Annotated in this window: 28 protein-coding genes; 9 read left to right on the top strand and 19 right to left on the bottom strand. The window is 75.2% G+C overall.

All coding sequences use genetic code 11. The annotated features are described in order from the left end of the window. Positions 1 to 8: 8 nt before the first annotated feature. The 3 genes from BLP29_RS08460 to mshA are packed head-to-tail and all read right to left on the bottom strand — an operon-like array spanning position 9 to position 3378. Positions 9 to 1529, bottom strand: coding sequence for a DHA2 family efflux MFS transporter permease subunit (locus BLP29_RS08460; protein WP_243469793.1), 1521 nt, complete (start codon positions 1527 to 1529; stop codon positions 9 to 11). Then, on the bottom strand, positions 1526 to 2023 hold the full coding sequence (locus BLP29_RS08455) for a type III secretion system chaperone family protein (protein ID WP_092802355.1): 498 nt from the start codon (positions 2021 to 2023) through the stop codon (positions 1526 to 1528). Before BLP29_RS08455 ends, BLP29_RS08460 begins: the two co-directional genes overlap by 4 nt. Next, positions 2020 to 3378 carry a D-inositol-3-phosphate glycosyltransferase gene (gene mshA, locus BLP29_RS08450; protein WP_243469792.1) on the bottom strand — a complete coding sequence of 453 codons (1359 nt, stop codon included), beginning with the start codon at positions 3376 to 3378 and terminating at the stop codon, positions 2020 to 2022. The genes BLP29_RS08455 and mshA overlap by 4 nt, the downstream gene beginning before the upstream one ends. A 71-nt stretch (positions 3379 to 3449) precedes the next feature. On the opposite strand from mshA, the gene BLP29_RS08445 reads away from it, so the two are divergent. Beyond that, the gene (locus tag BLP29_RS08445; RefSeq protein ID WP_092802349.1) at positions 3450 to 4220 is read left to right on the top strand and encodes an SDR family oxidoreductase; all 771 of its coding nucleotides are present in this window, start codon (positions 3450 to 3452) and stop codon (positions 4218 to 4220) included. A gap of 91 nt (positions 4221 to 4311) precedes the next feature. Here the strand turns inward: BLP29_RS08445 and BLP29_RS08440 are convergent, their stop codons facing one another. Continuing rightward, entirely contained in the window at positions 4312 to 5331 is a 1020-nt protein-coding gene (locus BLP29_RS08440) for a UDP-N-acetylmuramate dehydrogenase (RefSeq protein WP_092802346.1), read from the bottom strand. Between the two features lie 35 nt (positions 5332 to 5366). Between BLP29_RS08440 and BLP29_RS08435 the strand changes: the two genes are divergently transcribed. Genes BLP29_RS08435 through BLP29_RS08425 form a run of 3 tightly spaced genes read left to right on the top strand, consistent with a single transcriptional unit; the run spans position 5367 to position 7323 of the window. Beyond that, positions 5367 to 6215 carry a class I SAM-dependent methyltransferase gene (locus tag BLP29_RS08435; protein ID WP_092802343.1) on the top strand — a complete coding sequence of 283 codons (849 nt, stop codon included), beginning with the start codon at positions 5367 to 5369 and terminating at the stop codon, positions 6213 to 6215. 7 nt (positions 6216 to 6222) lie between these two features. Continuing rightward, a complete protein-coding gene (locus tag BLP29_RS08430; RefSeq protein WP_243469791.1) occupies positions 6223 to 7086 on the top strand; it encodes a spermidine synthase in 864 nt (287 codons plus the stop codon). Between the two features lie 42 nt (positions 7087 to 7128). Then, complete coding sequence (locus BLP29_RS08425) at positions 7129 to 7323, top strand: PspC domain-containing protein (RefSeq protein ID WP_092802340.1); 195 nt, start codon at positions 7129 to 7131, stop codon at positions 7321 to 7323. A gap of 121 nt (positions 7324 to 7444) precedes the next feature. On the opposite strand, the gene BLP29_RS08420 is transcribed toward BLP29_RS08425, so the two are convergent. From BLP29_RS08420 to BLP29_RS08385, 8 genes are all read right to left on the bottom strand, one after another. Then, positions 7445 to 7732 carry a DUF2516 family protein gene (locus tag BLP29_RS08420; RefSeq protein WP_092802337.1) on the bottom strand — a complete coding sequence of 96 codons (288 nt, stop codon included), beginning with the start codon at positions 7730 to 7732 and terminating at the stop codon, positions 7445 to 7447. A gap of 78 nt (positions 7733 to 7810) precedes the next feature. After that, a complete protein-coding gene (locus tag BLP29_RS08415) occupies positions 7811 to 8818 on the bottom strand; it encodes a hypothetical protein (protein WP_092802334.1) in 1008 nt (335 codons plus the stop codon). Next, on the bottom strand, positions 8815 to 9264 hold the full coding sequence (locus tag BLP29_RS08410) for a helix-turn-helix domain-containing protein (RefSeq protein WP_092802331.1): 450 nt from the start codon (positions 9262 to 9264) through the stop codon (positions 8815 to 8817). Before BLP29_RS08410 ends, BLP29_RS08415 begins: the two co-directional genes overlap by 4 nt. A 64-nt stretch (positions 9265 to 9328) precedes the next feature. Beyond that, complete coding sequence (locus BLP29_RS08405) at positions 9329 to 10282, bottom strand: asparaginase (RefSeq protein WP_243469790.1); 954 nt, start codon at positions 10280 to 10282, stop codon at positions 9329 to 9331. Positions 10283 to 10397: 115 nt separating this feature from the next. Then, on the bottom strand, positions 10398 to 10952 hold the full coding sequence (locus BLP29_RS08400; protein WP_092802328.1) for an RsiG family protein: 555 nt from the start codon (positions 10950 to 10952) through the stop codon (positions 10398 to 10400). Beyond that, positions 10949 to 11815 carry a beta-keto acid cleavage family enzyme gene (locus BLP29_RS08395; protein WP_092802325.1) on the bottom strand — a complete coding sequence of 289 codons (867 nt, stop codon included), beginning with the start codon at positions 11813 to 11815 and terminating at the stop codon, positions 10949 to 10951. Before BLP29_RS08395 ends, BLP29_RS08400 begins: the two co-directional genes overlap by 4 nt. Further along, positions 11812 to 12942, bottom strand: a complete 1131-nt coding sequence (ygfZ, locus tag BLP29_RS08390; protein ID WP_092802322.1) for a CAF17-like 4Fe-4S cluster assembly/insertion protein YgfZ — start codon at positions 12940 to 12942, stop codon at positions 11812 to 11814. Before ygfZ ends, BLP29_RS08395 begins: the two co-directional genes overlap by 4 nt. After that, positions 12939 to 13397, bottom strand: coding sequence for a Fur family transcriptional regulator (locus BLP29_RS08385; RefSeq protein WP_092802319.1), 459 nt, complete (start codon positions 13395 to 13397; stop codon positions 12939 to 12941). The genes ygfZ and BLP29_RS08385 overlap by 4 nt, the downstream gene beginning before the upstream one ends. 726 nt (positions 13398 to 14123) lie before the next feature. Here BLP29_RS08385 and BLP29_RS08375 point away from each other — a divergent pair. From BLP29_RS08375 to nhaA, 3 genes are all read left to right on the top strand, one after another. Further along, positions 14124 to 14327, top strand: a complete 204-nt coding sequence (locus BLP29_RS08375; RefSeq protein ID WP_092802316.1) for a zinc-ribbon domain-containing protein — start codon at positions 14124 to 14126, stop codon at positions 14325 to 14327. A gap of 14 nt (positions 14328 to 14341) precedes the next feature. Further along, positions 14342 to 15187 carry an aminotransferase class IV gene (locus BLP29_RS08370; RefSeq protein ID WP_092802313.1) on the top strand — a complete coding sequence of 282 codons (846 nt, stop codon included), beginning with the start codon at positions 14342 to 14344 and terminating at the stop codon, positions 15185 to 15187. A 157-nt stretch (positions 15188 to 15344) separates the two neighbouring features. Next, positions 15345 to 16718 carry a Na+/H+ antiporter NhaA gene (nhaA, locus tag BLP29_RS08365; protein WP_092802310.1) on the top strand — a complete coding sequence of 458 codons (1374 nt, stop codon included), beginning with the start codon at positions 15345 to 15347 and terminating at the stop codon, positions 16716 to 16718. 342 nt (positions 16719 to 17060) lie between these two features. Here nhaA and BLP29_RS08360 read toward each other — a convergent pair whose 3' ends face one another. Continuing rightward, the gene (locus BLP29_RS08360; RefSeq protein ID WP_092802307.1) at positions 17061 to 17675 is read right to left on the bottom strand and encodes a hypothetical protein; all 615 of its coding nucleotides are present in this window, start codon (positions 17673 to 17675) and stop codon (positions 17061 to 17063) included. A 27-nt stretch (positions 17676 to 17702) separates the two neighbouring features. Here BLP29_RS08360 and BLP29_RS08355 point away from each other — a divergent pair, with 27 nt between their 5' ends. After that, entirely contained in the window at positions 17703 to 18092 is a 390-nt protein-coding gene (locus BLP29_RS08355; protein WP_092802304.1) for a DUF6992 family protein, read from the top strand. Here BLP29_RS08355 and BLP29_RS08350 read toward each other — a convergent pair. The 3 genes from BLP29_RS08350 to BLP29_RS08340 form a co-directional block, all read right to left on the bottom strand. Beyond that, on the bottom strand, positions 18079 to 19773 hold the full coding sequence (locus BLP29_RS08350) for a DUF885 domain-containing protein (protein ID WP_092802301.1): 1695 nt from the start codon (positions 19771 to 19773) through the stop codon (positions 18079 to 18081). The genes BLP29_RS08355 and BLP29_RS08350 overlap by 14 nt on opposite strands. Beyond that, the gene (locus BLP29_RS08345) at positions 19770 to 20342 is read right to left on the bottom strand and encodes a heme-binding beta-barrel domain-containing protein (RefSeq protein ID WP_092802298.1); all 573 of its coding nucleotides are present in this window, start codon (positions 20340 to 20342) and stop codon (positions 19770 to 19772) included. The genes BLP29_RS08350 and BLP29_RS08345 overlap by 4 nt, the downstream gene beginning before the upstream one ends. 149 nt (positions 20343 to 20491) lie before the next feature. Further along, complete coding sequence (locus BLP29_RS08340) at positions 20492 to 21415, bottom strand: NAD-dependent epimerase/dehydratase family protein (RefSeq protein ID WP_092802295.1); 924 nt, start codon at positions 21413 to 21415, stop codon at positions 20492 to 20494. A gap of 118 nt (positions 21416 to 21533) precedes the next feature. Between BLP29_RS08340 and BLP29_RS08335 the strand changes: the two genes are divergently transcribed. Next, complete coding sequence (locus tag BLP29_RS08335; RefSeq protein ID WP_243469789.1) at positions 21534 to 22208, top strand: TetR/AcrR family transcriptional regulator; 675 nt, start codon at positions 21534 to 21536, stop codon at positions 22206 to 22208. Positions 22209 to 22262: 54 nt separating this feature from the next. Here the strand turns inward: BLP29_RS08335 and BLP29_RS08330 are convergent, their stop codons facing one another. The 3 genes from BLP29_RS08330 to BLP29_RS08320 are packed head-to-tail and all read right to left on the bottom strand — an operon-like array spanning position 22263 to position 23850. Further along, the gene (locus tag BLP29_RS08330) at positions 22263 to 22556 is read right to left on the bottom strand and encodes a DUF1416 domain-containing protein (RefSeq protein ID WP_092802289.1); all 294 of its coding nucleotides are present in this window, start codon (positions 22554 to 22556) and stop codon (positions 22263 to 22265) included. A gap of 2 nt (positions 22557 to 22558) precedes the next feature. After that, positions 22559 to 23392, bottom strand: a complete 834-nt coding sequence (locus tag BLP29_RS08325) for a sulfurtransferase (RefSeq protein WP_092802286.1) — start codon at positions 23390 to 23392, stop codon at positions 22559 to 22561. A 26-nt stretch (positions 23393 to 23418) separates the two neighbouring features. Beyond that, the gene (locus BLP29_RS08320) at positions 23419 to 23850 is read right to left on the bottom strand and encodes a DUF4395 domain-containing protein (protein WP_207798383.1); all 432 of its coding nucleotides are present in this window, start codon (positions 23848 to 23850) and stop codon (positions 23419 to 23421) included. Positions 23851 to 23908: the final 58 nt, after the last annotated feature.

The raw sequence follows: 23908 nt of genomic DNA, 5'->3' as shown, positions 1-23908 counted from the left end.
TAGGCCACTCAGGACGGCGGGACCGCGCGGCGGCCGGGCAGCCACACCAGGCACACGACCGCCGCGATCGCCGCCGACGCCGCCGTCCCGATCGCGGTGACGTGCATGGCCTCGACGAACGCCTGCCGGGCGGGCGCGACCAGCACCTCGGTCTCGGCCCCGGCCACGCGCACGGCCTCCAGCGTCGCCACCACCGACTGCCGCGCCTGCTCGCGGGCGGCCTCGGGCAGCACGTCGACGGCGTCCCCCAGGCGGGCGGCGTAGACCCCGGCCACCAGCGAGCCCAGGATGGCCACCCCCAGCGCACCGCCGACCTGGCGCACCGTGTTGTTCACCGCGCCGCCGGCACCGGCCTTCTCGCGGGGGACCACGCTCATGATCGACTCGGTGGCGGGTGCGAGCACGGCGCCCAGGCCCAGGCCCTGCACGAAGAGCACGAGCAGCACCAGCCAGATCGGCGGGTCGACCCGCAGCAGCTGGTTGGCCGCGAACGCGGTGGCCATGAGCCCGAACCCGGCCGCGCACACCAGCTTGGCGCCGAACCGGTCGGCCAGCACCGAGGCCCGCGGCGAGGCGATCGCGATGGCCACCGCCATCGGCACCAGCGTGGCGCCGCTCTCCAGCGGCGAGAAGCCGAGCACGCCCTGCAGGTAGTAGACGAGGTAGAACGTGGCCCCCTGCAGCGCGAAGAAGTTCAGCGCCAGTGCGCCCGCCGAGGCCGAGAACGCCGGCAGCCGGAACAGCGACACGTCCAGGGCCGGGTGCGTGGTGCGCCGCTGCCACCACACGAACACCGCCAGCAGCGCCACCCCGCCCAGCAGCGGCCCGAGGACGCCGGGCGTCGTCCAGCCCACCCCCTCCCCGCCGCGGATGATGCCGAACACCAGCGAGCCCAGCCCGGCGATCGAGAGCAGCACACCGGCGACGTCGAGGCGCCCGGGTGCCGGATCCCGGGACTCGGGCACGAGGGTGACCACGCCCAGGGCGCCCACGGCCGCGACCGGGATGCCGAGCAGGAACACCGCGCCCCACCAGAAGTGCTCGAGCACCACCCCGCCGGCCAGCGGGCCACCGGCGATGCCGATGCCGGCCGCCCCGGCCCACACCCCGATCGCCCGGCTGCGCTCGGCGGGCGGGAACACGTTGCTGATCACCGCGAGGGTGGCTGGCTGCACCGCCGCCCCGCCGACGCCCATGAGCGCCCGCCAGGCGATGAGCTCGTCGGCCGAGCCCGCGAACGCGGCGAGCACCGACCCCAGGGAGAAGATGCCCAGCCCCAGCAGCAGGGCCCGCTTGCGCCCGATGCGGTCGCCGACGACGCCCCAGCTGAACAGCAGGCCGGCGAACACCAGGATGTAGGCGTCGATGGCCCACTGCAGCTGGCTCTGCGTCGCCGCGAGGTCGCGCTGCAGGGTCGGGAGGGCCACGTTCAGCACCGTGTTGCCCATGATCACGACCAGGAGGCAGACGATCATGGTGCCGAGCACCCACCAGCGGCGCTCGTACCCCGGTGGGGTCGGCCCGCTCACCCGCGCTTCTCGACGAAGTCCTTGAAGGCCTCGAGGTTGCGCAGCGACTCCCCGCGCTTGACCCGCCACTCCCACTCGCGGCGGATCGAGGTGCCGAAGCCGATCTCGAGCATGGTGTTGAAGTGGTCGTCGGCGTAGCTGAGCACCGCGCCCAGCAGCCGGTCGATCTCCTCGGCGGTGACCGCGGCGGCGCTGATCCGGCCGGTCAGGTAGACGTCGCCGACGCTGTCGATCGAGTAGGCGACGCCGTACATGCGGGCGTTGTGCTGCAGCAGCCAGGTCCACAGCTGCTCGCGGTTCTCGTCGGGCTGCCGGCAGACGAAGGCCTCGACGCGCAGCCCGTGCTCGCCCAGCACCAGGCCGCAGACCGTCTTCAGCTTCTTGGTGCCCGGCAGGTCGACCAGGAACCGGCCGGGGGCGGGGTGCTCGTAGACCAGCTCGGCGTCGCGCAGTGCGGCGTCCACGACCGCCTCGAGCTCGGCGACGGTGCTCACCGCGGGCCCGCCCCGACGGAGAACGCCCGGACGGCGTCGCGCACCCGATCGCGCGGGGAGCGCACGGTCGAGCCCATCTCGACCATCGCCGCGGAGTACGCCTCGACCAGCGAGCCGGCGGTGCGGTCCCAGCTGAAGCACTCGGCGTGCTGCCGCGCGCCGGTGGACAGCTCAGCGCGCCGCTCGACGACCTTCCTGATCGCGGCGGCGTAGTCGGCAGGGTCGTGGCCGTCGACCAGCACCCCGGAGACGCCGTCGGCGACCGCGGTGGGCAGGCCGCCCACGGCCGCGGCCACCACCGGCGTGCCGCAGGCCTGCGCCTCCAGCGCGACCAGCCCGAAGGACTCGTTGTGGCTGGGGACGACGGCGACGTCGGCGGCCCGGTAGTGGTCGGCCAGCGCCGCGGCGGCCTGCGGAGGCACGAACCGGACGACGTCGGCCACCCCCAGGGACACCGCGAGCTCCTGCAGCTGCCGCGGCTCGGCCAGCCCGCTCCCGCTGGGCGCACCCACCACCAGGACCTGCAGCCGGTGGCGCAGCGCCGGGTCGTCGGCCAGCAGGCGGGCAGCGGCGTGCAGCAGCACGTCGGGGGCCTTCAGCGGCTGGATGCGGCCCACGAACAGCAGCACCAGCGCGTCGTCGGCCACGCCCACCGCCCGCCGGGCCGCGGCCCGGTCGCCCGGGGTGAACGTGGTGAGGTCGACCCCGGGCGGCACCACCAGCGTGCGGGCGGGGTCGGCGTCGTAGAAGCGCACCAGTTGCCGGGCCTCCTCGGCGGTGTTGGCGATGAGCCGGTCGGCCTCGGCCACCACCTGCTCCTCACCGATCACGCGGGCCCGGGGCTCGGGGGCGTCGCCGTCGGCGAGCGCGGCGTTCTTCACCTTGGCCAGGGTGTGCGCCGAGTGCACCAGCGGCACCCCCCAGCGGTCGCGGGCCAGCCAGCCGACCTGGCCCGAGAGCCAGTAGTGGCTGTGCAGCACGTCGTAGTAGCCGGGTTCGTGCCGGGCCTCCTCGCGCAGCACCCCGGCGGTGAACGCGCACAGCTGGGCGGGCAGGTCGTCCTTGCCCAGGCCCTCGAACGGGCCGGCCGACACGTGCCGCACCGTCACCCCCGGGGCCATCTCGACCACCGGTGGCAGGTCCGAGGACGTCGCCCGGGTGAACACCTCCACCGCGATGCCGCGCGCGGCCAGCCGGCGGGAGACCTCGACGACGTAGACGTTCATGCCGCCGGCGTCGCCGGCCCCGGGTTGGTCGAGCGGGCTGGTGTGCACGCTCAGCGTGGCGACCCGGCGGGGCAGCACCGGGCGGGCCGACCACGGGGCCACCGGGCGCAGCGGGCGGCGAGCAGGCACGACACTCCTCCCGCAGGCGCCCACGCCAGGCACCTCTCCGGCCCACCATCCTGCACCAGCAGACTGGACGCATGCCCGCCGAGACATCTGCCCTCCCCTTCCCCGGCGACGGACGTGTGGCCGTCGTCACCGGAGCCTCCAGCGGCATCGGTGCCGCCACGGCCGAACGCCTGGCCGCCGACGGGTTCACCGTCGTCCTCGCCGCCCGCCGCCTGGACCGGCTGACCGAGCTGGCCGAGCGCATCGGTGGCCGCGCCGTCGAGCTCGACGTCACCAGCGACGAGTCCGTGGCCGCTCTCGCCGCCTCGCTCGACCGGGTCGACGTGCTGGTCAACAACGCCGGCGGCGCGTTCGACGCCGCTCCGGTGGCCGAGGCCGACCTCGACTCCTGGACGAAGGCCTTCCAGGTCAACGTGCTGGGCACGGTGCGGGTCACCAAGGCGCTGCTGCCCGCGCTGCGCGCCTCCGGCGCCGGCGACGTCGTCCTCATGGGGTCCACCGCCGGGTTGGTCAGCTACGAGGGCGGGGCCAGCTACACCGCGGCCAAGCACGGCGTGCACACCCTGGCGCAGACCATGCGCCTGGAGCTGGTCGCCGAGCCCGTGCGCATCGTGGAGATCGCCCCGGGCATGGTCAGGACCGAGGAGTTCGCGCTCAACCGCACCGGCGACGCCGCGACGGCCGCGAAGGTCTACGAGGGCGTGCGCGAACCGCTGGTCGCCGCCGACGTCGCCGACTGCGTCGCCTGGGCGGTCACCCGCCCCCACCACGTGAACGTCGACCTGATGGTCGTCCGCCCCCGCGCCCAGGCCGCCCAGCACAAGGTCCACCGCGAGCAATAGGCCCCACCCCGGTATCGGGGTATCGGGGTATCGGGGTATCCACCCTGTCGATCGGGCCCGATGACGGGGGTGGAGCTTCCGGTACCCGGCGTCAGCCGGGTCGGACGGCGGTCGGCTCCGGTACCAGCGTCACGCCGAAGCGGTCGCGGACGGCGTCCACCACGCGGGTGGCGAAGGCGAGCAGCTCGGTGGCCGTCGCCCCCGGCTCGGTGGTGAGCGCCAACGAGTGCCGGGACGACGTCCCCACGTGGCCGTCGCGGGTGCCGCGGCCGAAGCCGGCGTGCTGCACCAGCCACGCCGCCGACAGCTTCACGTCGTCGCCGGCCGGCCAGCTCGGGCAGCCCGCCTCGACGACCGGGCCGGCCATCGCGGCCGGCACCACGGGGTTGGTGAAGAAGGAGCCGGCGCTGCGCGAGTCGGGGTCGGCCGGGTCGAGCACCATGCCCTTGCCGCGGCGCAGCTCGAGCACCGCCGTGCGGACGTCGGCCAGCGGCGCCCGTTCCCCGACCTCGACGCCCAGCCGGCGGGCCAGCTCGGCGTACCCGACCGGCATCGACAGCTCCGAGGCCTCGAGCCCGAAGGTCACCGTGAGGACGACGAACACCCCCGGGTTCCGCTTGAGCGCCGAGTCGCGGTAGCCGAACCCGCAGTCGGCCGGGGCCAGCGTGCGCACCGAGCCGTCGCGCCGGTCGAGCACCTGCACCGCGGTGATGGTCTGCGCGACCTCCTGGCCGTAGGCGCCCACGTTCTGCACCGGTGTGGCCCCGGTGCTCCCCGGGATGCCGCTGAGCGCCTCCATGCCGGCCAGGCCCTCGGCGACGGTGTGCGCGACGAGGTCGTCCCACGGCTCGCCGGCCTGCACCACGAGGGAGTCCCCGGTGCGCAGCACGCCGCGGGAGCGGACGGCGACGACGTCCCCGGGCCACCCGGCGTCCGGCGCGACGACGTTCGAGCCCCCGCCCAGCACGAGCAGCGGACGCCCGGCGGTGTCCGCGTCGCGGACGGCGGCGACCAGCTCCTCGGCGTCGTGCACCTCGACGAGGCGGTCGACCGGACCGCCCACCGCCAACGTGGTGAGCTCGGCCAACCGGGTTCCCTGATGCACCTGCACGGGCCCCACGCTAACCGCGACTACCCTCCGGACCGGTGAGCAGCGACCACTCCCGCAAGGCGGTGCTGCCCCCGACCCGCAAGCAGCCCCGGCTGGCCGCCGGTCGCGCCCGTGCGATGGGCCTGCCCACCCGCGGCACCACGAACGCCAACCGGCTGCGCCGCGTCGACCGCTGGTTGCTGGCCACCCAGGTGCCCCGGCTGCGCGACGCCGCCCGACCGTTGGTCGTGGACCTCGGCTACGGCGCCTCGGCGGTGACCACGCTGGAGCTGGTCGACCGGCTGGGACCCGAGGTCGACGGCCTCGAGGTGGTCGGTCTGGAGATCGACCCCGAGCGGGTGACCGCCGTGGCCGCCGACCGCGACCCGCCGCGGGTCGACTTCCGGGTGGGTGGGTTCGAGCTGGCCGGCCTGTCGCCGGTGCTGGTGCGGGCGTTCAACGTGCTGCGCCAGTACGACGAGGAGTCCGCCGCCCGCGCCTGGACGACGATGTGCGCGGCGCTGGGGCCCGGCGGCCTGCTGGTGGAGGGCACCTGCGACGAGTGGGGGCGGCGCGCCACCTGGGTGGCCCTCGACGAGTCCGGCCCGCTGACGCTGACCCTCGCCGTCCGGCCCTCGGACATCGAACGGCCCTCCGACCTGGCCGAGCGGCTGCCCAAGGCACTGATCCACCACAACGTGCCCGGGCAGCCGGTGCACGACTTCCTCACCGCCTTCGACGCCTGCTGGGCCTCGGCAGCCGGCTTCTCGACCTTCGGCCCGCGGCAGCGCTGGACCGCCGCCGCCGAGGCGCTGGCCGGCCAAGGCTGGCCGCTGGTGGGGTCGACCCGCCGCTGGCGGCACGGCGAGGTCACCGTGCGCTGGTCCGCCGTGGCCCCCTCGTGAGCGCGGCGTGAGCCGCCGCCGTGCGGCCGAGCCCCCGCCCGCCATGCCGGGGCAGGTCGCGGTCGCCGGCGGGGTGGCCGAGATCCTCGGGGACGCCGACCGCGACCGCTCCTACGTGCTGATGCTCGACGGGGTGCCGCAGTCGCACGTGGACCTCGACGAGCCCGAGCACCTGGAGTTCGAGTACGTGCGCCGCATGGGGCACGTCGTGGACCTGGCCGCCGACGAGGGCGCGGCGCTCGACGTCGTCCACCTGGGCGGCGGTGCGCTGACCCTGCCGCGGTACGTGGCGGTGACCCGGCCGGGTTCGCGGCAGCGGGTGGTGGAGCTCGACGAGCCGCTGACCGAGCTCGTGCGCGAGCACCTGCCGCTCCCCCGCGGTGCGCGCATCCGCGTGCGGGCCGCCGACGCCCGGGCGGGGCTGGAGGCGCTGCCCGACGCGAGCGCCGACGTGGTCCTGGTCGACGTGTTCGCCGGGGCCCGCACCCCGGCGCACCTGACCAGCCGCGAGTTCGCCGTCCAGGTGGCCCGGGTGCTGCGGCCGGGCGGGGTGACGGCGTGGAACGTCTCCGACGGCCCGCCGCTGCGGTTCCTGCGCACCCAGGCGGCGACCCTGCGGGCGGTGTTCGGGCACGTGCTGCTGGTGGCCGAACCGGGCACGCTGCGCGGCCGCCGGCACGGCAACACGGTCGCGGTCGCCTCGGACGCCGAGCTGCCGGTCGCGGCGCTGACCCGGCGCTGCGCGGGCGACCCGATGCCCTCGCGGGTGGTCGCCGACACCGACCTGACCACCTTCGTGGGCACGGCGGTGCCGGTGGACGACGCCTCGGCGGTGCCGTCGCCCGAGCCGCCACCAGGCATCTTCGCCTGATCTGGCCAGGCAGCTCCCAGCCAGCCGCCTTACGGTGTCAGCATGACTTCTCCGGCGCCCCGCAGCTTCGCCCGCGACACCCAGCACAAGGTCGTCGCCGGGGTGTGCTCCGGCCTGGCCCGCCGTTTCGGGCTGTCGCGCACCGTGGTCCGGGTGGCGTTCGTGCTGTCGTGCATCCTGCCCGGGCCGCAGTTCATCGCCTACCTGCTGCTGTGGCTGGTCATGCCCCGCGGCTGAGCCGCAGATCGGTGCCGCGGCTGAGCCGCAGATCGGTGCCGCGGCTGAGCCGCAGATCGGTGCCGCGGCTGAGCCGCAGATCGGTGCTGCGGCTGAGCCGCAGTTCCGTACCGCGGCTGAGCTACCAGCTGCTGTTGCCCGACTGCAGGCCGCGCAGCGCCGGCCGCACGTCGACCAGGTACACGATGATGCCGATGATGGCCGGGAGCCCGAGGAACGACATCACGCCGAACCCGTAGACCACCAGCGTGGCGATGGCGGTGATGGCCACCCACGCGGGCTTGGTCAGCTTGCCGCAGGCCACGTAGCCGGCGGCCGGGCGGATGATCGCGTCGACGGTGGCCCAGGCGCCCGCGGCGAGCACGGCGTAGGTGATCACCATGAACAGCGCGTTGTCGAAGGCGGGCATGCCGCCAGGGTAGCCGCCGGGGACGACACAGGGCCCGCAGCGCGAACGCTGCGGGCCCTGTTCCGGGTGCTCCTGGTGTCAGCTGGCCGAGGGGGCGCTGCTGCTGGCGGCCGGGGCGTTGCTGCTGGCCGACGGCGCGGTGCTGGTGGCCGAGGGCGCGGTGGCCTTCGCCGGGGCGGCCTTGGCGGCGGTGGCCTTCGAGGTGGTGGTCTTCGCGGCGGTGGCCCTCGAGGTGGTGGCCTTGGGGGCCGTCGTCCGCTTGGCCGGGGTGCGCTTGGCCTGGGTCGCCGGCGCGTTGCCGGCGGCCGAGCGGATGCTGCGCTTGGCCGAGCGGGCCTCGCGGGCGACGTCGCGCTTGGTCTCGGCGACGGCCTTGCTGGTGCGGGCCTTGGCCTTCTGCGCGCCGGAGGTGACCTCGTCGGCGGCGTCGGCGGCGTCGGACTTCGACTTCTGCGCGGCGGAGGTGACCTCGTCGGCGGCGTCGGCCACGACCTCGTCGGCGGAGTCCAGCGTCTCGTCGACGGCGTCCTGCACGGTCTCGACGGTGCGCTCGGCGCGCGAGACCAGCGAGCGGAAGCCGGGCTGGCGACGCAGGTCGTCGACGACCTCCTCGCCGCGGGCGGCGAGCTCGGCGACGGTGCTGGTGGCCTGGTTGCGGGCGGCGCCGGCGAGCACGGTCACGGTGCCGCGGACCTCGGCGACGGTGTTCTTGACCGCCTCGGGACGGGTGGCGCCCTGGGCGCGCCCGGCGGCGTCCTCGGCGGTGCCGCGCACCTGGCCGACCGCGGAGAAGGCCAGGTCGCGGGCGGCCTCGGCACGGGCGCGGGCCTCCTTGACGGCGACCTCGGCCTGCGTCTGGGCCTCGGCCGGCAGCGCCTCGGCGCGGTGCAGCACGGTCTCGACGAGGGTGCGCGCCCGGTCGACGACCACGTCGCCGGCGCCGATGGCGGCCAGCGCGCCGGTCCGGCCGGTGGCCACGACCAGGTCGCGGGTGGACCGGGCGGTCAGCCGGGCGTCGCGGACGGTGCGCTCGGCGCGCTTGCGGGCGGTCTCGGCGTTCTTCTTGGCGGTGTCCAGGGCGCTCATCGGGGCTCCTCGGTGGTGGGGGTGGCGGGGCTGACGGCCAGCGACTCGTACAGGTCGAGCAGCACGGCCTTGTGCCGTTCGCTCAGCGCCGGGTCCGACCGGATGGCGGTGACCGTGTCCGGCGTGCCGGAGCGGCGGTCGAGGATCCCGGCCTGCTCGTAGAGCGTCTCGGCGGAGATCTTCAGACCGCGGGCGATCTGGGCCAGGATCTCGGCCGACGGCTTGCGCAGCCCCCGTTCCACCTGCGAGAGGTAGGGGTTGCTGACCCCGGCCGTGCGGGCCAGCTCGCGCAGCGACACCTGGGCGGCGTTGCGCTGGGTGCGGATGAAGTCGCCCACCTGCGAGCTGACCGCGGTCGAGACGGTGGTCGCCTCGGCGGCGGCGGACTCGACGGCACTGGTCACGCTCTCGCGGACCGAGCTGACGATCTCCGACGGGTTCTGCACGGTTCCGAGGCTAGCGCCGGGTGCTAGCTCCTGCAAGCGGAGAGCTAGCAGTGTGGTCGACGCCTCAGCCGGCGGCGCGGACCTCGCCCACGACGCCGTCGCCGCCGCTCACCGGGGTGACGGCGAAGGGGGCCAGCAGGTCGGCGGTCACGCCCAGCCGGGTCAGACCCGCGCAGAGGGCAGGCATGCGACCGCGGTCGCCGCCGTCGTCCAGCTTGAGCGCCACCGCGCCCACCCCGGGCAGCGCAGCCACGTGGACCCCGTCGGCACCGCCCTTGACCAGCAGGTCGGGCACGGCCCCCATGAGCAGGGTGTCGTCCTTGCCGGTGCCGGCGACCAGCCACGGGTGCGCCCGCACCGCGTCGGCGACCGCACGGCCGGAGGTGCCCGGCTCGGCCTGCACCAGCGACAGGACGCCCCGGGCGAGGGCGGTCACCGACAGCGCGTGCTGCGGGGCGCCGCAGCCGTCGACGACGACGGCGCTCACCTGCTCACCGCCGGCCTCCCCCAGCCGGGCCTCGACGGCCTGCTGCAGCGGGTGCGCCCGATCCAGGTACCCCTCGGTCGGCCAGCCGGCGGCGACGCAGGCCGACAGCATCGCGGCGTGCTTGCCCGAGCAGTTCATCGCCGAGCGCGCCGGCGACCGGCCCTCGACCAGCCAGGTGGCCTTCTCGCGCTCGTCGGACGGCAGCGCCGCCGGGCACCCCAGGTCGTGCTCGGCCAGGCCGGCGGCGGCCAGCATCGCCAGCGCGAGCTCGACGTGGCCGGGTTCGCCGGAGTGCGAGCCGGCGGCGATGGCCAGCTCCTCGGTCGAGCGGGGCACCCACCCGGCGTCGAGGTAGGTCGTGGCCTGCACCGGCTTGTTCGACGACCGCGGCAGCGTGGGGACCGAGACCGCCCCGACCGCGTGCACGACCGCGCCGGTGGCGTCGAGCACCACCAGTGAGCCGCGGTGCACCGACTCGAGGAACCCCGACCGGTGCACCTCCACCAGCACGGGGTTGTCCGGGTAGCTCACGTGGTCCCTCCTCCGCGGCCAGCCGGCCGAGTGTGCAGTTGCGGTCGTCGCGCGTGGCGTGCCGGTCCGTGTCGCCGACCGCAACTGATCGGTCGACGGGCGGGGGGTCCTTCTCCTAGTGACGACCCTCGGCGGCCAGCAGCTGGGCGACGTCGGCCTCGCCGTCGCGGTAGCGGCGGCCGAGCTCGGCGGCCAGGGCGTCCATGACCTGCTGCACGCCGCGGCGGCGCTCGGACAGCCCGCGCTCACCGGCGGCCAGTGCGCGGGCCGCGGTCTCGAGCTGGTCGTCGGGCAGCTCACCGACGTCGGAGAGGTCGACGCCGGGGGCCAGCGAGTTCACCCACTGCTCGAGCGCGACCGGGTTGCTGGGCTGCACGGTCTGGTGCCGGCCCAGGCCGTGGGCGGGGCCGCGGCCCTTCTCGGCCAGGATCTCGGGCAGCAGGTCGACCAGCGAGCGGCCGTCGTGCTCGGCGCGGCGCTGCAGCTCGCGGCGCACGATGTCCAGCCGGCCCTGGAGCAGGCGCCGGGTGTAGGAGAGGTCGACCTCGCTCTGCTCGGCCTGCCGGCGCAGCGCTCGGACGTCGAGCATGCCGCGCTGCTCGACGCCCTCGAGGAACGCCGGGTCGAGCAGGGTGTCGACGGCGGTGCCGCCGGCCGCGGTGGTGGTCATCGGGATGCCTCCTGGGGTGCGCTGATGCCCAGCAGCTCGCGGGCCTCGGTGGTGGTCAGGGCGGGGCGCTGGGCGATGCGGGCCAGGCCGGCCGCACGGGCGACCAGCTGGGCGTTGTCGCGCACGGGCTCGTCGGGGGCGTAGGTGAGCGTGTCCTCCATGCCGACCCGCAGGTGCCCGCCGGCGCTGAGCGCGGCGAGCATCACCGGCAGCGAGGTGCGGCCGACGCCGGTCGCGGCGAAGGTCCAGCCGGGCTCGATGGCGGGCAGGCAGGCGGCCAGCGCCGCCGTGGTGCCGGGCATGCCGCCGGGCACGCCCATCACCAGGTCGACGTGCACGTGCCCGCCGTGCGGGGGGCCGTGCCGGTCGAGCAGCCGGGACAGGGTGGCCAGGTGGCCGAGGTCGAAGGCCTCGTACTCGGGCACGATGCCGCGCTCGCGCATCTGGGTGTGCAGCTCGACGATGAGGTCCCACGGGTTGCTGAAGACGTCGCGGCCGAAGTTCACGGTGCCCAGCGAGAGCGACGCGGCGTCGGGCTCGGCGTCGAGCACGGCCACGCGGTCGGGCAGCGGGTCGGTGACCGCCCCGCCCGAGGACAGCTGGACGACGAGGTCGGTGGACTCGCGCACGGCGGCCACCACCTCGCGCACCCGCACCAGGTCGAGCGTCGGGCGGGTGTCGAGGTCACGCACGTGCAGGTGCACGACGGCGGCACCGAGGGCCTCGCAGTCGCGTGCGGTGGCCACGACCTCGTCGACGGTGACCGGCAGCGCGGGGACGTCGGCCTTCGCCGACTCGGCCCCGGTGGGCGCGAGCGTGATGAGCGTCCCGCTCGTCGTCGCCCTGCCCGTCCCCGAAGTCACCGGCCGATCGTCGCAGACCGCACGGCCCGCACGCGCTCCCGGGCCGCCAGCACCGTGTCGTCGGTGGTCACCACCAGGTCGTCGGGGTCGACGACGACCACCGTCTCCCCCGCGCGCAGCTCGGGCAGGGGCTCCTTCTCCAGCGTCGCGGACTTCAGCAGCGCCAGGCCCACGACGCCGAGCTCGTGGTGCCGGACGACGGTGCCCAGCCGGCCCACCTCGCGGGCGCCGGCGGTGACGGGGGTGCCGGGCGGGGGCAGCTGCTCGCTCATGCCGTCGAGGTGCACCAGCACCAGCCGGCGCGGCGGACGCCCCAGGTTGTGCACCCGGGCGACGGTCTCCTGCCCCCGGTAGCACCCCTTCTCCAGGTGCACGGCCGTCGACAGCCACGGCGTCTCGTTCGGGATGGTGCGGTGGTCGGAGTCGGCACCCAACCGCGGCCGGTGGGCCTCGACGGCCAGGGCGGCCAGCGCGTCGACCCCCGCCAGCACGGCCCCGGCGCCCAGCAGGGCGTCGGCCCGGTCGGCCACGGCGGCGCGGGGCACCAGCAGGTCGACGGTCGGGACGCCGTCGCCGAGCGGGGGCATGCGCCGCACCCACCCGCCGCCGTCGGTGGCCTGCACCTCGTAGGGCTCGGCCGGCCGGGGCAGCCCGGCGGCGGCCAGGACGTCGTCCGTGCGCGGCCCGACCAGGGTGAGCACGGCCCAGGCGTCGGTGACCAGTGCTGGCTCGACCCGGAGCATGAAGCGCATGCGGTCGAGCCAGCCGGCCAGCTCCGTGCCGGCACCGGGCTCGGTGTCCAGCCAGGTGGTGCCGGCGAGGTCGGCGACCACGACGTGGTGCTCGACGTGCCCGTGCGGTGAGAGGACGAGGGCCTCGGTGCCGGCACCGTCGGGCAGCCGCTCGAGGTGCTGGCTGGTCAGGCTGTGCAGCCACGAGAGCCGGTCGGGCCCGGGGACGGCGACGACGTCGCGGTCGCTGCGGTCGACCAGCACGACGCCCTCGGCCGCGCGGCGCTGCTCGGGCAGGGGCTCGCCGTAGTGCGCGGCGACGGAGCCGGTGACAGCACCCCCCGGATCGGACTGGACGGCGACCGCACCGGGGCGGGACAGCAGCGGGGACGTCATGACTCCTCCTGACCGGACCCGCGGCAGTCCCGGCACGTCCCGGACAGCGCCACGTGGCCCACGTCGAGGCTGTAACCCAGGTCGGCGGCCAGACGTTCCGCGACGCCGTCCATCACCGCGGGGTCGACCGAGTCGATGCGCCCGCACACCGAGCACACCACGTGCAGGTGCGGGTGCTGGGCGGCGTGGTAGACCGGCGCGCCCTTGCCCAGGTGGGTGTGCCAGACCAGGTTCAGCTTCTCGAGCAGCTCGAGGTTGCGGTAGACCGTCGAGGTGTCGGGCGCGGCGCCGGCGGGGCCCGCCTGCTCGCGCAACCAGGTGCCGATCTCCTCCGGGGTGCCGTGCTCGAGCGCACCGACCGCCTCGAGGACCCGCTGCCGCTGGGTGGTCAGGCGCAGCCCGCGGGAGCGCAGCTGGGCGGCCAACGGCGGCGTCTCGTGGCTGTGGTCGGGCACGGGTGGAACCTAGCGCGCAGGTACGACAGCGGCGTCCCACCAGGTCAGCACCCGCATCGCGCCGAGCGTGACGCCGCGGGAGGGCTCCCCTGCCGGGGCATCGGTCCCGGACCACCCCGCGCCGGGTCGGACGGGCCCCTGCGACCACCGCCCGTCCGGCTGCCGCCCGGCCCGCGACCGGTCGACCGCCCCCGCCGCGCGCGGGTCGGGGGCGGTGCCGTGGTGCAGCCCGGCCCGGCGCAGGTGCTCGAGCACGCGCAGCACGGTCGTACCGCCACCGCGACGGGGCCACCGGCGGGGTGATGCAGACGTCGACCTCGCCGCCCCAGCAGGGCAGGTCGTCGTGCTCCCAGCGCCAGCCGGCGGCCAGCCGCTCGACGGTGTGCCCGAGGGCGGCGGGGTCGCACCCCCACCCCCGCAGCGACGCCGGCGACCAGGTGGTCGCCGTCCACGGCTGGCCCTCGCCGTCGGTCGGCCACTGCACCTCCCCGTCGACGCGGGGGAAGAACGCACCGCCGGCCCACTGGCCGTCGGGGTCCTGGTGGGCCAGCAGTCGCGCCCCGAACTCCTCGGTGGCCACCCGGGCGCGGGTGGCCCGCCAGACCTCGGGCGGTGCGCCGAGCAGGTCGCGCTCGACCTGCCGGCGCAGCGCCGGGTCGCCGTCGAGCAGCCAGGTCAGGACGTCGTCCGCATGCCGGGAACCCAGCGCGCTCCTAGGCTCGAACCGTGATCTTCTTCTTCGGGTTCGGCAGCAAGCAGAAGGACCTCGGGCCTGGCTCGACCCGCACCTGCCCGCGCTGCTCGAACACGACCGTGTGGGCCCGGGTCAAGCGGTACCGCCAGTTCACCGTCTTCTTCGTCCCGCTGCTGCGCTGGAAGCGGGAGCAGCTGGAGATCTGCACGATCTGCGGCACCGCGGTGGCGGTGTGAGGCACGCTGGGCCGGTGGACGACCAGCGGGCGGTGGCGGTCTGGCGGGACGGCGCGGCGGTTCGACTGCCGGCCGACCAGCCGGTGGTGACGGCGTTCGACGCCGGTCTGGCCCGCGGCGACGGCGTGTTCGAGTCGGTGCTGGTCGCCGGCGGCGCCACACCCCGGCTCGGCGACCACCTGGTGCGGCTGCAGCGCTCGACCCGGCTGCTCGACCTGCCCCCGGTGCCCGACGAGGCCTGGCGAGCGCTGGTCGCCGCAGCCACCGAGGGCTGGCCGGACGGCGTCGAGGGCGTGTGCCGGCTGTTCCTGACCCGCGGCGAGGGCGCCGCCCCGACTGCGCTGGCCCTGCTGGCCCCGGTCGGCGAGGACGTGCTGCGCCAGCGGCGGGACGGCGTCCGCGTGGTCGCGCTGACCTACGGGCTGGCCGCCGGCGTGCGGGCCGGCGCGCCCTGGCTGCTCGGCGGGGCCAAGACGCTGTCGTACGCGGTGAACATGGCGGCGCAGCGGCACGCGCACGCGGTCGGCGCCGACGACGTGGTGTTCACCTCCGCCGAGGGGCAGCTGCTGGAGGGCCCGACGTCCACGGTCGTGTGGGCGGCCGGCGGCACGCTGCACACCCCGCCGGCGGACCTCGGCATCCTCGCCGGCACCACCCAGGCCCGGCTGTTCGCCGCCGCCGAGGCCGACGGCTGGCCCACCGCGGTCACCCCGGGCACGGTCGCCGACCTGCACTCCGCCGACGCCGTCTGGCTGCTGTCGGGCATCCGCGGCGCCGCCGCGGTGACGTCGCTGGACGGCGTCGAGCGCGGCGACGCCGGCCTGACCGCCCGCGTGCAGGAGCTGCTGAGCCGGCCCTGATCGACGCCTCCTGATCGCCGAGCTGTGCGCGGGCGCGCCGAGGCGTCCTGCACGTGGTGGTCGACAGGAAGTGGTGGGGCTTCGCGGTTAACCTTGACGACGGTGCGCCGGGAAGTCTGGTCGGCAATACTCTTCGTCGACCCCTGGAGCTGCTCCCGTGTCCAGCCCTGCCCGTCTGTTCGCCCGCGGCACCTACGGCGAGGCCACCCGCATCGCCGCGCTGCTGCGCAGGGAGACCGTCGGCGGCGTCCTGCTGATCGTCGGAGCGGTGGTGGCCCTGGTCTGGGCGAACACCCCGTGGGCCGACTCGTACGAGGGCCTGCGCGACACCGTCGTCGGCCCGGCCTCGCTGCACCTGGACCTCTCCCTGGGCACCTGGGCGGCCGACGGACTGCTGGCGGTGTTCTTCTTCGTGGCCGGGCTCGAGCTCAAGCGCGAGTTCGTCGCCGGGGACCTGCGCGACCCGCGCAAGGCCGCGCTGCCCGTCGCGGCAGCCGTCGGCGGCATGGCCGTACCGGCGATCATCTACACCGTCATCAACCTCGGCAACGAGGGCGGCCTGACCGGCTGGGCGATCCCCACCGCGACCGACATCGCCTTCGCCCTGGCCGTGCTGGCGGTCATCAGCACGCACCTGCCTGCGGCGCTGCGCACCTTCCTGCTGACCCTGGCCATCGTCGACGACCTGCTGGCCATCACGATCATCGCGGTCTTCTACACCTCGTCGCTGGCCTTCGGTCCGCTCGCTCTGGCCTTGATCCCGCTGGCGCTGTTCGGGTTCTGCGTGCAGAAGCGCATCCGGTCGTGGTGGATCCTGCTGCCGCTGGCCGCCGCGACCTGGGTGCTGGTGCACGAATCCGGGGTCCACGCCACCGTCGCCGGCGTGCTGCTGGCCTTCACCGTCCCCGTCGTGCGCAGCGAGGCCGCCGGTGGTCCCGGCGCCGGACCCGGGCTGGCCGAGCACTTCGAGCACCGCATCCGGCCGATCTCGGCGGGGATCGCCGTCCCGGTGTTCGCGTTCTTCTCCGCCGGCGTGACCGTCGGGGGCCTGTCCGGGCTGGGCGCCTCCCTCACCGACACCGTGGCCATCGGCATCGTCGCCGGGCTGGTCATCGGCAAGGCCGTCGGCATCACCGGGGCCACCTGGCTGGTCAGCCGGTTCACCCGCGCCCAGCTGGACACCGACCTGCGCTGGCCCGACGTCGTGGGCCTGTCGTTGCTGGCCGGCATCGGGTTCACCGTGTCGCTGCTCATCGGCGAGCTGGCCTTCGGGCCGGGCTCGCTGCGCGACGAGCACGTCAAGGTCGGCGTGCTCACCGGCACGCTGATCGCTGCCCTGCTGGCCACCGCGGTGCTCAAGCCGCGCGACCGCGTCTACCGACGCATCGCCGAGGCCGAGGCCCGCGACGACGACGGCGACGGCATCCCGGACGTCTACCAGGAGCACGGCCGCACGGTGGAGCAGACGTCCCCGCGGGAGACCGTCGACGAGGCCTCCGAGCGCCGCCGCAACCCGTCCGCCGAGGGCTGAGAAAAGGGCGTTGCGAGGACGGTCGCACCGGTCGTACCGTGGCCGTACACGAGAGAGGAGGTGGTCCGAACAATTGATGTCGTTCAGGACTCGTGAGGTGGCTGTCCGCTAGCCGCCGTCCAGATGGGCCGCCCGCTCAGCACCGGATCAACCCGGTCTGACGCGCGTGGCATCGCCCGTCCGTCGTACGGCGGCGAGCGAGAACCGGACAGTCACCCGACCCCCGGGCCGCCGACCCAGTCCAGTCGGCCCGCGACCTGCAGCAAGTGCTCATCGAGCCAGCAGGATTCGCGGAGCAGCCCGGGGGTTGTCCATGCCCGGGTCCGGGTGACCGCACCCGGGTCAGGCCGCGAAGCGCCCCGCGGCGACCACCCCGGCCGGCAGGTCGGCCCGCAGCGGCCCGAGGACGTCGGCCAGCTGCTCGACGGTCATCCCCGGGCCGGCCGCCCCGAGCGCCGCCACCGACGGCCACGGGGTGCGCCAGTCACCCAGGCCCTGGTCATCGGCCACCCCCTCGACGTAGGAGTCGACGACGCCGTACAGCTCCTCGGCGTCCACCGGCAGGCCGGCCAGCCCACCGCCGGGCAGCACCCCGGCCGAGCGCCACCAGCCGGCACCGTCCCAGCCGAGCACGAACGAGACCTGCTCGGTCGTCGCCCGCAGCGGGGACAGCCACCACGCCGGGGCGTCGGCGACCAGCTCGCCGCCGGGCTCGCCGTCCGCGGCGCGGGTGAGCGCGGACCGGCCTGCGCGGTCCCAGCCGTGCAGCAGCGCGCGAGCCGGGTCCAGCACGGTCATGCGCGCCCGGTTGCCGCCGCCGTCGTCCCAGTGCCAGGACGACGCCCCGTCCGCGCGGGCGACGTCGGGGAAGCCGAGCGCGGTGGTCACCGCGGCGACCGCGGCCCACCGCCCCCGCAGGACGTCGAGCGAGGGCAGGTCGACGGCGGCGAGCTCCACGCCCCGCACTGTAGGACGATCGTCGACATGGCCCCCGACGACGTCGAGTCCCGCCTGACCACTGTTCTCGGCACCTGGGCCGCATCGTCCCTGGCCCTCGGCGCCGTGCTGGCGGCCCGACCGGGCGCGCGGGGGTTCGCCCGGCAGACCGCCGCGTGGGGTGCGGTCGACGGCGTGATCGCCGCGGTGGGCGCGCGCAACCGGCGACGCCGCGGGCCGACCGACCCGGCCCGGCTGCGGAAGGTCCTGCTGGTCAACGCCGGTCTTGACGTCGGCTACCTGGTGGCCGGCGCAGCCCTGCTGCGCAGCGACCGGTGGCGCGGGGACGGGGCGGCCGTGCTCGTCCAGGGCGCGTTCCTGCTCGCCCTGGACAGCGCGGCCGCCGCCGCCCTGCCCCCCGCCCCTACAGCCGGCTGAGCTCGTCGGCGAGGTCGTCGAGGCCCAGCGAGCCCTGCGACAGCGCCGCCATGTGCCAGGCCTTGAGGTCGAAGGAGTCACCGCGCGCGGCCTGCGCAGCCGCCCGGCCCTCGAGCCACGCCCGCTCGCCCAGCTTGTAGCTGATCGCCTGCCCCGGCATGCCCAGGTAGCGGACCAGCTCGCTGTCGAGGAACGCTGCGTCGCGACCGCAGTACTCGCCGAAGAACGCCCGCGCGAGGTCCGGTGTCCACGGCTGGCCGCGGTGGGCCTCCAGCGCGCCGTCGGCGTCGTCGGGGATCGGCAGCTCGAGGTGCATGCCGATGTCGACGACCACGCGCACGGCCCGCATCTGCTGGGCGTCGAGGTAGCCCAGCCGTGCCCCGCTGTCGGTGAGGAAGCCGAGCTCGTCCATGAGCCGCTCGGCGTACAGCGCCCAACCCTCGAGGTTGGCGCTGACCCCGCCCACCGCGGTCTGGAACACCGACAGCTGGTCGGCCACCAGCACCCACTGGGCCAGCTGCAGGTGGTGGCCCGGGACGCCCTCGTGGTACCAGGTGGAGACCAGGTCCCACAGCGGGAAGCGGTCCTTGCCCAGCGTCGGCAGCCAGGTGCGACCGGGCCGGGAGAAGTCGAGCGAGGGCCGGCTGTAGTAGGGGGCCGCCGCGCTGCCCGGCGGGGCGATCATGGCCTCGACCCGCTTGATCGGCTCGGCGATGTCGAAGTGCGTGCCGTCGAGCGCCGTGATCGCGTCGTCCATCATCTGCTGCAGGCGGACACGGATCTCCTCGACCCCATCGACCGCCTCGCCGTTCTCCCCCAGCCAGCGCATCGCCTGCATCGGTGTCGCGCCGGGCAGCACGAGCTCGGCGGCGGCGCGCTGCTCCTCGCGGATGCGGCGGTGCTCGGCCCAGCCCCAGGCGTAGGCGTCCTCCAGGCCGATGCCCCGCCCGAGGTCGCTGCCGTTCCACCGACGGGCGAACCGGGCGTAGCGCTCGCGGCCCACGGCGTCGGGCGTGCCCTGGGCCTGCGGCAGGTAGGTGTCGCGCAGGAAGTCGCGGACCTCGGCCACTGCACCGTCCGCGGCGGCTGCCGCGGCGTCGAGCTCGGCCCGCAGCGACTCGGGGCCCGGGGCGACGACGCCGGCGAAGTAGGGCCCGCTCAGCCACTCGCCGAGCTGGCCCACGACCGTCTCGACCTGCCGGGGAGCGGCGAACAGCCCCCGGGACGCGCCCTCGGTGAGGGTGGCCAGGTAGCCGCGGTAGGCCTCGGGGACGCGGGCCAGCCGGCGGCCGAGCACCGCCCAGTCGTCGTCGGTGGCCAGCGGCATCATCGAGAACACCTGGCGCACGGAGTGGACCGGGGAGAAGAGGTTCGACAGCTCGCGCAGGCCCTCGCCGGCGTCGTGCAGGTCGAGCGAGGCGGTGAGCCGCTCGCGCAGCAACCGGGCGCAACGGAACTCGACCGGGTCCTCGGCCAGAGCCGGGTCCTCGGCGAGCACGCGGTCGAGCTCGGCCAGGGTGTCGCGCTCGAGGCCGGCGGCGGCCTCGAGCCCGGCCGGGGACAGCTCGGGCAGCCGGTCGTCGCCGGGGCGGGTGCCCAGCGCGGTGCCGGCGATGGGGTCGAGGTCGCAGAGGGCGTCGACGTAGGCGTCGGCCACCTCGCGCGGAGTACGGGTGCTCATCGGATCCTCTCGAGACGGGCGGACATCACCGGGCGCAGCTGCCCGTCGGGACCGGCGCGGTCGACGGCGTACATGAGCGCGCCCTCGACGACCCCGTAGAGCCGCACCGCCTTGGTCAGGTCGGGGTGGTCGGGGGTCCGGGCCAGGACGTCGCTGGTCAGCTCCCAGCTGGTGGTGGTGCGGGCGGTGCCGACGTAGATCTCGACCAGGCCCTCGGGGTGGGCCACGAGCAGCTCGACCTCGTCCTCGCCGCGCGGGCGCCAGAACCCCGACTCGCGGACGTCGGGGGCACCGACCGCGCCGTCGTCGGTGATCTGCCAGGTGCGCGACTCGTAGGCCAGGAAGTCGCGGCCGTCGTGGGCGAAGCGCACCCACTGGCCGAAGCGCTGGTCGCCGGCGGGGCCGACCAGCACCCCCTCGCCGTGCCACTCGCCCAGCAGCGGCAGCACCGAGAGCAGCTCGTGGTCCACCTCGGGCCCGGTGCGGACGTCGGTGGTCTCCTCGACCGGCAGCTCGGTGCGGCCGGTGGCGGGCTGCTCGGGCAGGCCCGCCGGCGTCGGATCGGTCATCGCCCGGCCCCCGTGCGCTCGCGACGGGTCAACCGGACCGCACCCAGCGCGCACCACAGCGCGGCGAGAGCGGCCAGGGTGACGAGAACCCAGGCAGTGACCAGACCCATGCCCGCCACGGTAACCAGCGGGTCCGACACCGCCGGGCGCTACCGGGGCAAGGCCTCCGCCGTGCGCCCGACGACGTCCGCCCACGGCGTGGGCGCGATGCCCAGCACCGCCGTGGTCGCGGTGCCGTCGACGACGAAGTCGGCGTCCCACTGGTGCCGGATCGCCACCACCTCGCGCAGGAAGGGGACGACGGTGCCCAGGGCGGTCAGCACCGGCCACGGCATCTGTGACACCTTCGGGGCCGGGGCGCCGAAGGCCGCGGCGAAGTCACCCAGGGCCTCGCGCTGGCTGCGCGAGGAGGTGCTGGGCACGATCCACGCCCGGCCCCACGCCCGCTCGTCGGTGCCCAGCGCGGCCAGGGTCGCACCGACGTCGGGCAGGTAGGCCCAGCTGTGCTGCACGTCCGGGTCACCGATCACCCGGACCCGCTTGCCCGCGCGGACCCCGGCCAGGCTGCGGACCAGGTAGGACTGCCCGGGCGGGACGTCGGGGCCGACGAAGTCCGAGGCCCGCGCCTCGGCCACCCGCACCCGACCCGCCTCGTGCGCGGCCAGCATCCCGGCCCACATCGCCGCCCGGACCCGGCCCTTGGTGTCGGTGGCCGCCAGCGGACTGTCCGCGGTCATCGGGCCGGTCGGGCGGCCGTAGCCGTACAGGTTGCCCATCGCCACCAGCACCGCGCCGCTGCGCTCGGCGGCGGCGAGCAGGGCCTCGGCGATCGGCGGCCAGTCGGTCGCCCACCGGTGGTAGGGCGGGTTGACCCCGTTGTACAGCGCGTCCGCGCCGGCCGACGCCGCAGCGAGCGCCTGCGCGTCGGCAGCGTCCACGGCCCGGTGCTCGACGTCCACCGACGACGACCCCCCGCTGCGCGACAGCACCCGCACGCGGTGCCCCGCCCGCACCAGCTCCCCGGCGACGGCCGAGCCGACCGGTCCCTTGCCCACGACCACGTGCAGTCCCACGACGCCTCCCTCGGTCGACGAGAGCGGTGCTCTCGTTCTACTGCCGAGCGTCGACGGGTGCTCTCGGAATGTCAAGAGCACCGCTCTCGAACAAGATCGGTGCTACCGTGGAGTTGTGGTGAGCACGGCGAGGGAGCGCGCCCGGGCGGCGCTGACCGCGGAGATCCTCGAGTCCGCGCGTGGCCAGCTGGCCACGGTCGGGGCCGCCGCGCTGTCCCTGCGCGCCGTCGCCCGCGACCTGGGGCTGGCCTCCTCGGCGCTGTACCGGTACTTCCCCAGCCGCGACGAGCTGCTGACCGCGCTGATCATCGAGGGCTACGACGCGCTGGGTGCCGCCGCGGAGTCCGCCGACGTCCCGACCGCCCAGCCCCGCACCCGCTGGCACGCCATCTGCGCCGCGGTCCGCGCGTGGGCGCTGGCGCACCCGCACGAGTACGCCCTGCTCTACGGCTCCCCGGTCCCCGGCTACGCCGCCCCGCAGGACACGGTCGCCGCAGCCGGCCGGGTCGGGGCAGCGCTGGGCCGCGTGCTCGGCGACGCCGCCCGGGCCGGCGTGCTGCCCCCGGCCGAGCACCGCCGCACCGCGCTGGTCACCCCGGCGGCGGCGGAGGTGCTGGGCGGGGAGCACCCGGCCCTCGACGACGCCGTGCGGGCGCGGGCGCTGCTCACCTGGAGCTCGTTGTACGGGCTGATCAGCTTCGAGCTGTTCGGCCACTTCGCGGGCGTCGTCGCCGACCCCGAGGCCTTCTTCACCGAGCAGGTCGGCGAACTGGCCGACCTGCTGGGCCTGTGAACGCCAGTGGCCCGGAACCGCACGGGTTCCGGGCCACTGGCGTTCGACGCTGCCTCAGGCGATGGCGAGGGTGGTCTCGTTGAGGCCGACCTCGGCGCTCAGCACGCGCTCGGCGCGGCCGACCGGGGCCAGCGAGCGCAGCTTCCACTCACCCGGCGCGGCGAAGAACCGGAACTCGCCCTCCGGGGAGGTCACGACCTCGGCGGTGAACTCGTCGGAGGAGTCGAGCAGCCGCACGTAGGCGCCGGCGACCGGTGCCCCGTCGTGCCACACCGAGCCCTGGATCACCGTCTGGGTGGTCAGGTCGATGCCGGCCAGCGCGCCGCCCTGCTTGGGGGCCCCGCACACGGTCAGGCGCCCTTGGCGATCGGGACGCCGACGAGCGAGCCGTACTCGGTCCACGACCCGTCGTAGTTCTTGACGTTCTCGTGGCCCAGCAGCTCCTTGAGCACGAACCAGGTGTGGCTGGAGCGCTCGCCGATGCGGCAGTAGGCGATGGTCTCCTTCGAGCCGTCGAAGCCGGCGTCGGCGTAGAGCGCGGCCAGCTCCTCGTCGCTCTTGAAGGTGCCGTCCTCGTTCGCGGCCTTGCTCCACGGCACGTTCACGGCCGAGGGGATGTGGCCGGGGCGCTGCGCACCCTCCTGCGGCAGGTGGGCGGGGGCGACCAGCTTGCCGGCGAACTCGTCGGGGCTGCGCACGTCGACCAGGTTCTTGGTGTCGATCGCGGCCACGACCTCGTCGCGGAACGCGCGGATCGAGGTGTCGGGCTCCTGCGCGGTGTACTGCGTGGCCGGACGGGTCACCTCGGCGTCGGACAGCGGGCGGCTGTCGAGCTCCCACTTCTTGCGGCCGCCGTCGACCAGCTTCACGGCGTCGTGGCCGTAGAGCTTGAAGTACCAGTAGGCGTAGGCGGCGAACCAGTTGTTGTTGCCGCCGTAGAGCACGACGGTGTCGTCGTTCGAGATGCCCTTGGCCGACAGCAGGGCCTCGAACTGCTCCTTGTCCACGAAGTCGCGGCGCAGCGGGTCCTGGAGGTCGGTCTTCCAGTCCAACTTCACGGCACCCTCGAGGTGGCCCTTGTCGTAGGCGCTGGTGTCCTCGTCGACCTCGACGAAGACCAGGCCGGCGTCACCCAGGTGCTCCTGGGCCCACTCGGCGCTGACGAGCACGTCGGAGCGGCTCATGGTGGTTCCTCCTGCGGGATGGGGGTTCAGGGACGGACGGCGGGGCGGGCCCGCCGGGCGAGCAGGTAGAGCTCGCAGCCGAGGCAGAAGCCCGCGGCCGCGTTGAGCAGTGCGGCCACCAGGGCCAACCCGGTCGCGACGGCACCGACGAGCGGTGCGCCGGCCAGGTAGCCGAGGGTGCCGACGAGGGCGAGGCCGAACCCGACGAGCTGGGCGAACCGGGGCGGCGCCTCGTCCTCCCGCTCGGTGGCCGGGCCCAGCCGGGGGGCCACCAGCACGCGGAACAGCACCCCGTAGGGGGCGTACCGCAGACCGGCGAACGCACCGACGGCGAAGACCACCGCCTGGACGGCGAGCAGCCAGCCGCTGCCGGTGAGCAGGACGACGGCCAGGACGACCGTGGTGATCCAGGCGCCGAAGCGCGGGCCACGGACGTCGACCTGACGAGCGGGTGTCACGGGGTGGGGCCTTCCGACGGCGGGTGAGGGCGCGTCGAGGCGGGGAGTCAGCCTCGGA

Source organism: Klenkia marina, from assembly GCF_900101025.1.
Lineage (GTDB): Bacteria > Actinomycetota > Actinomycetes > Mycobacteriales > Geodermatophilaceae > Klenkia > Klenkia marina.
This window is presented reverse-complemented; position numbering and strand designations above follow the sequence as displayed.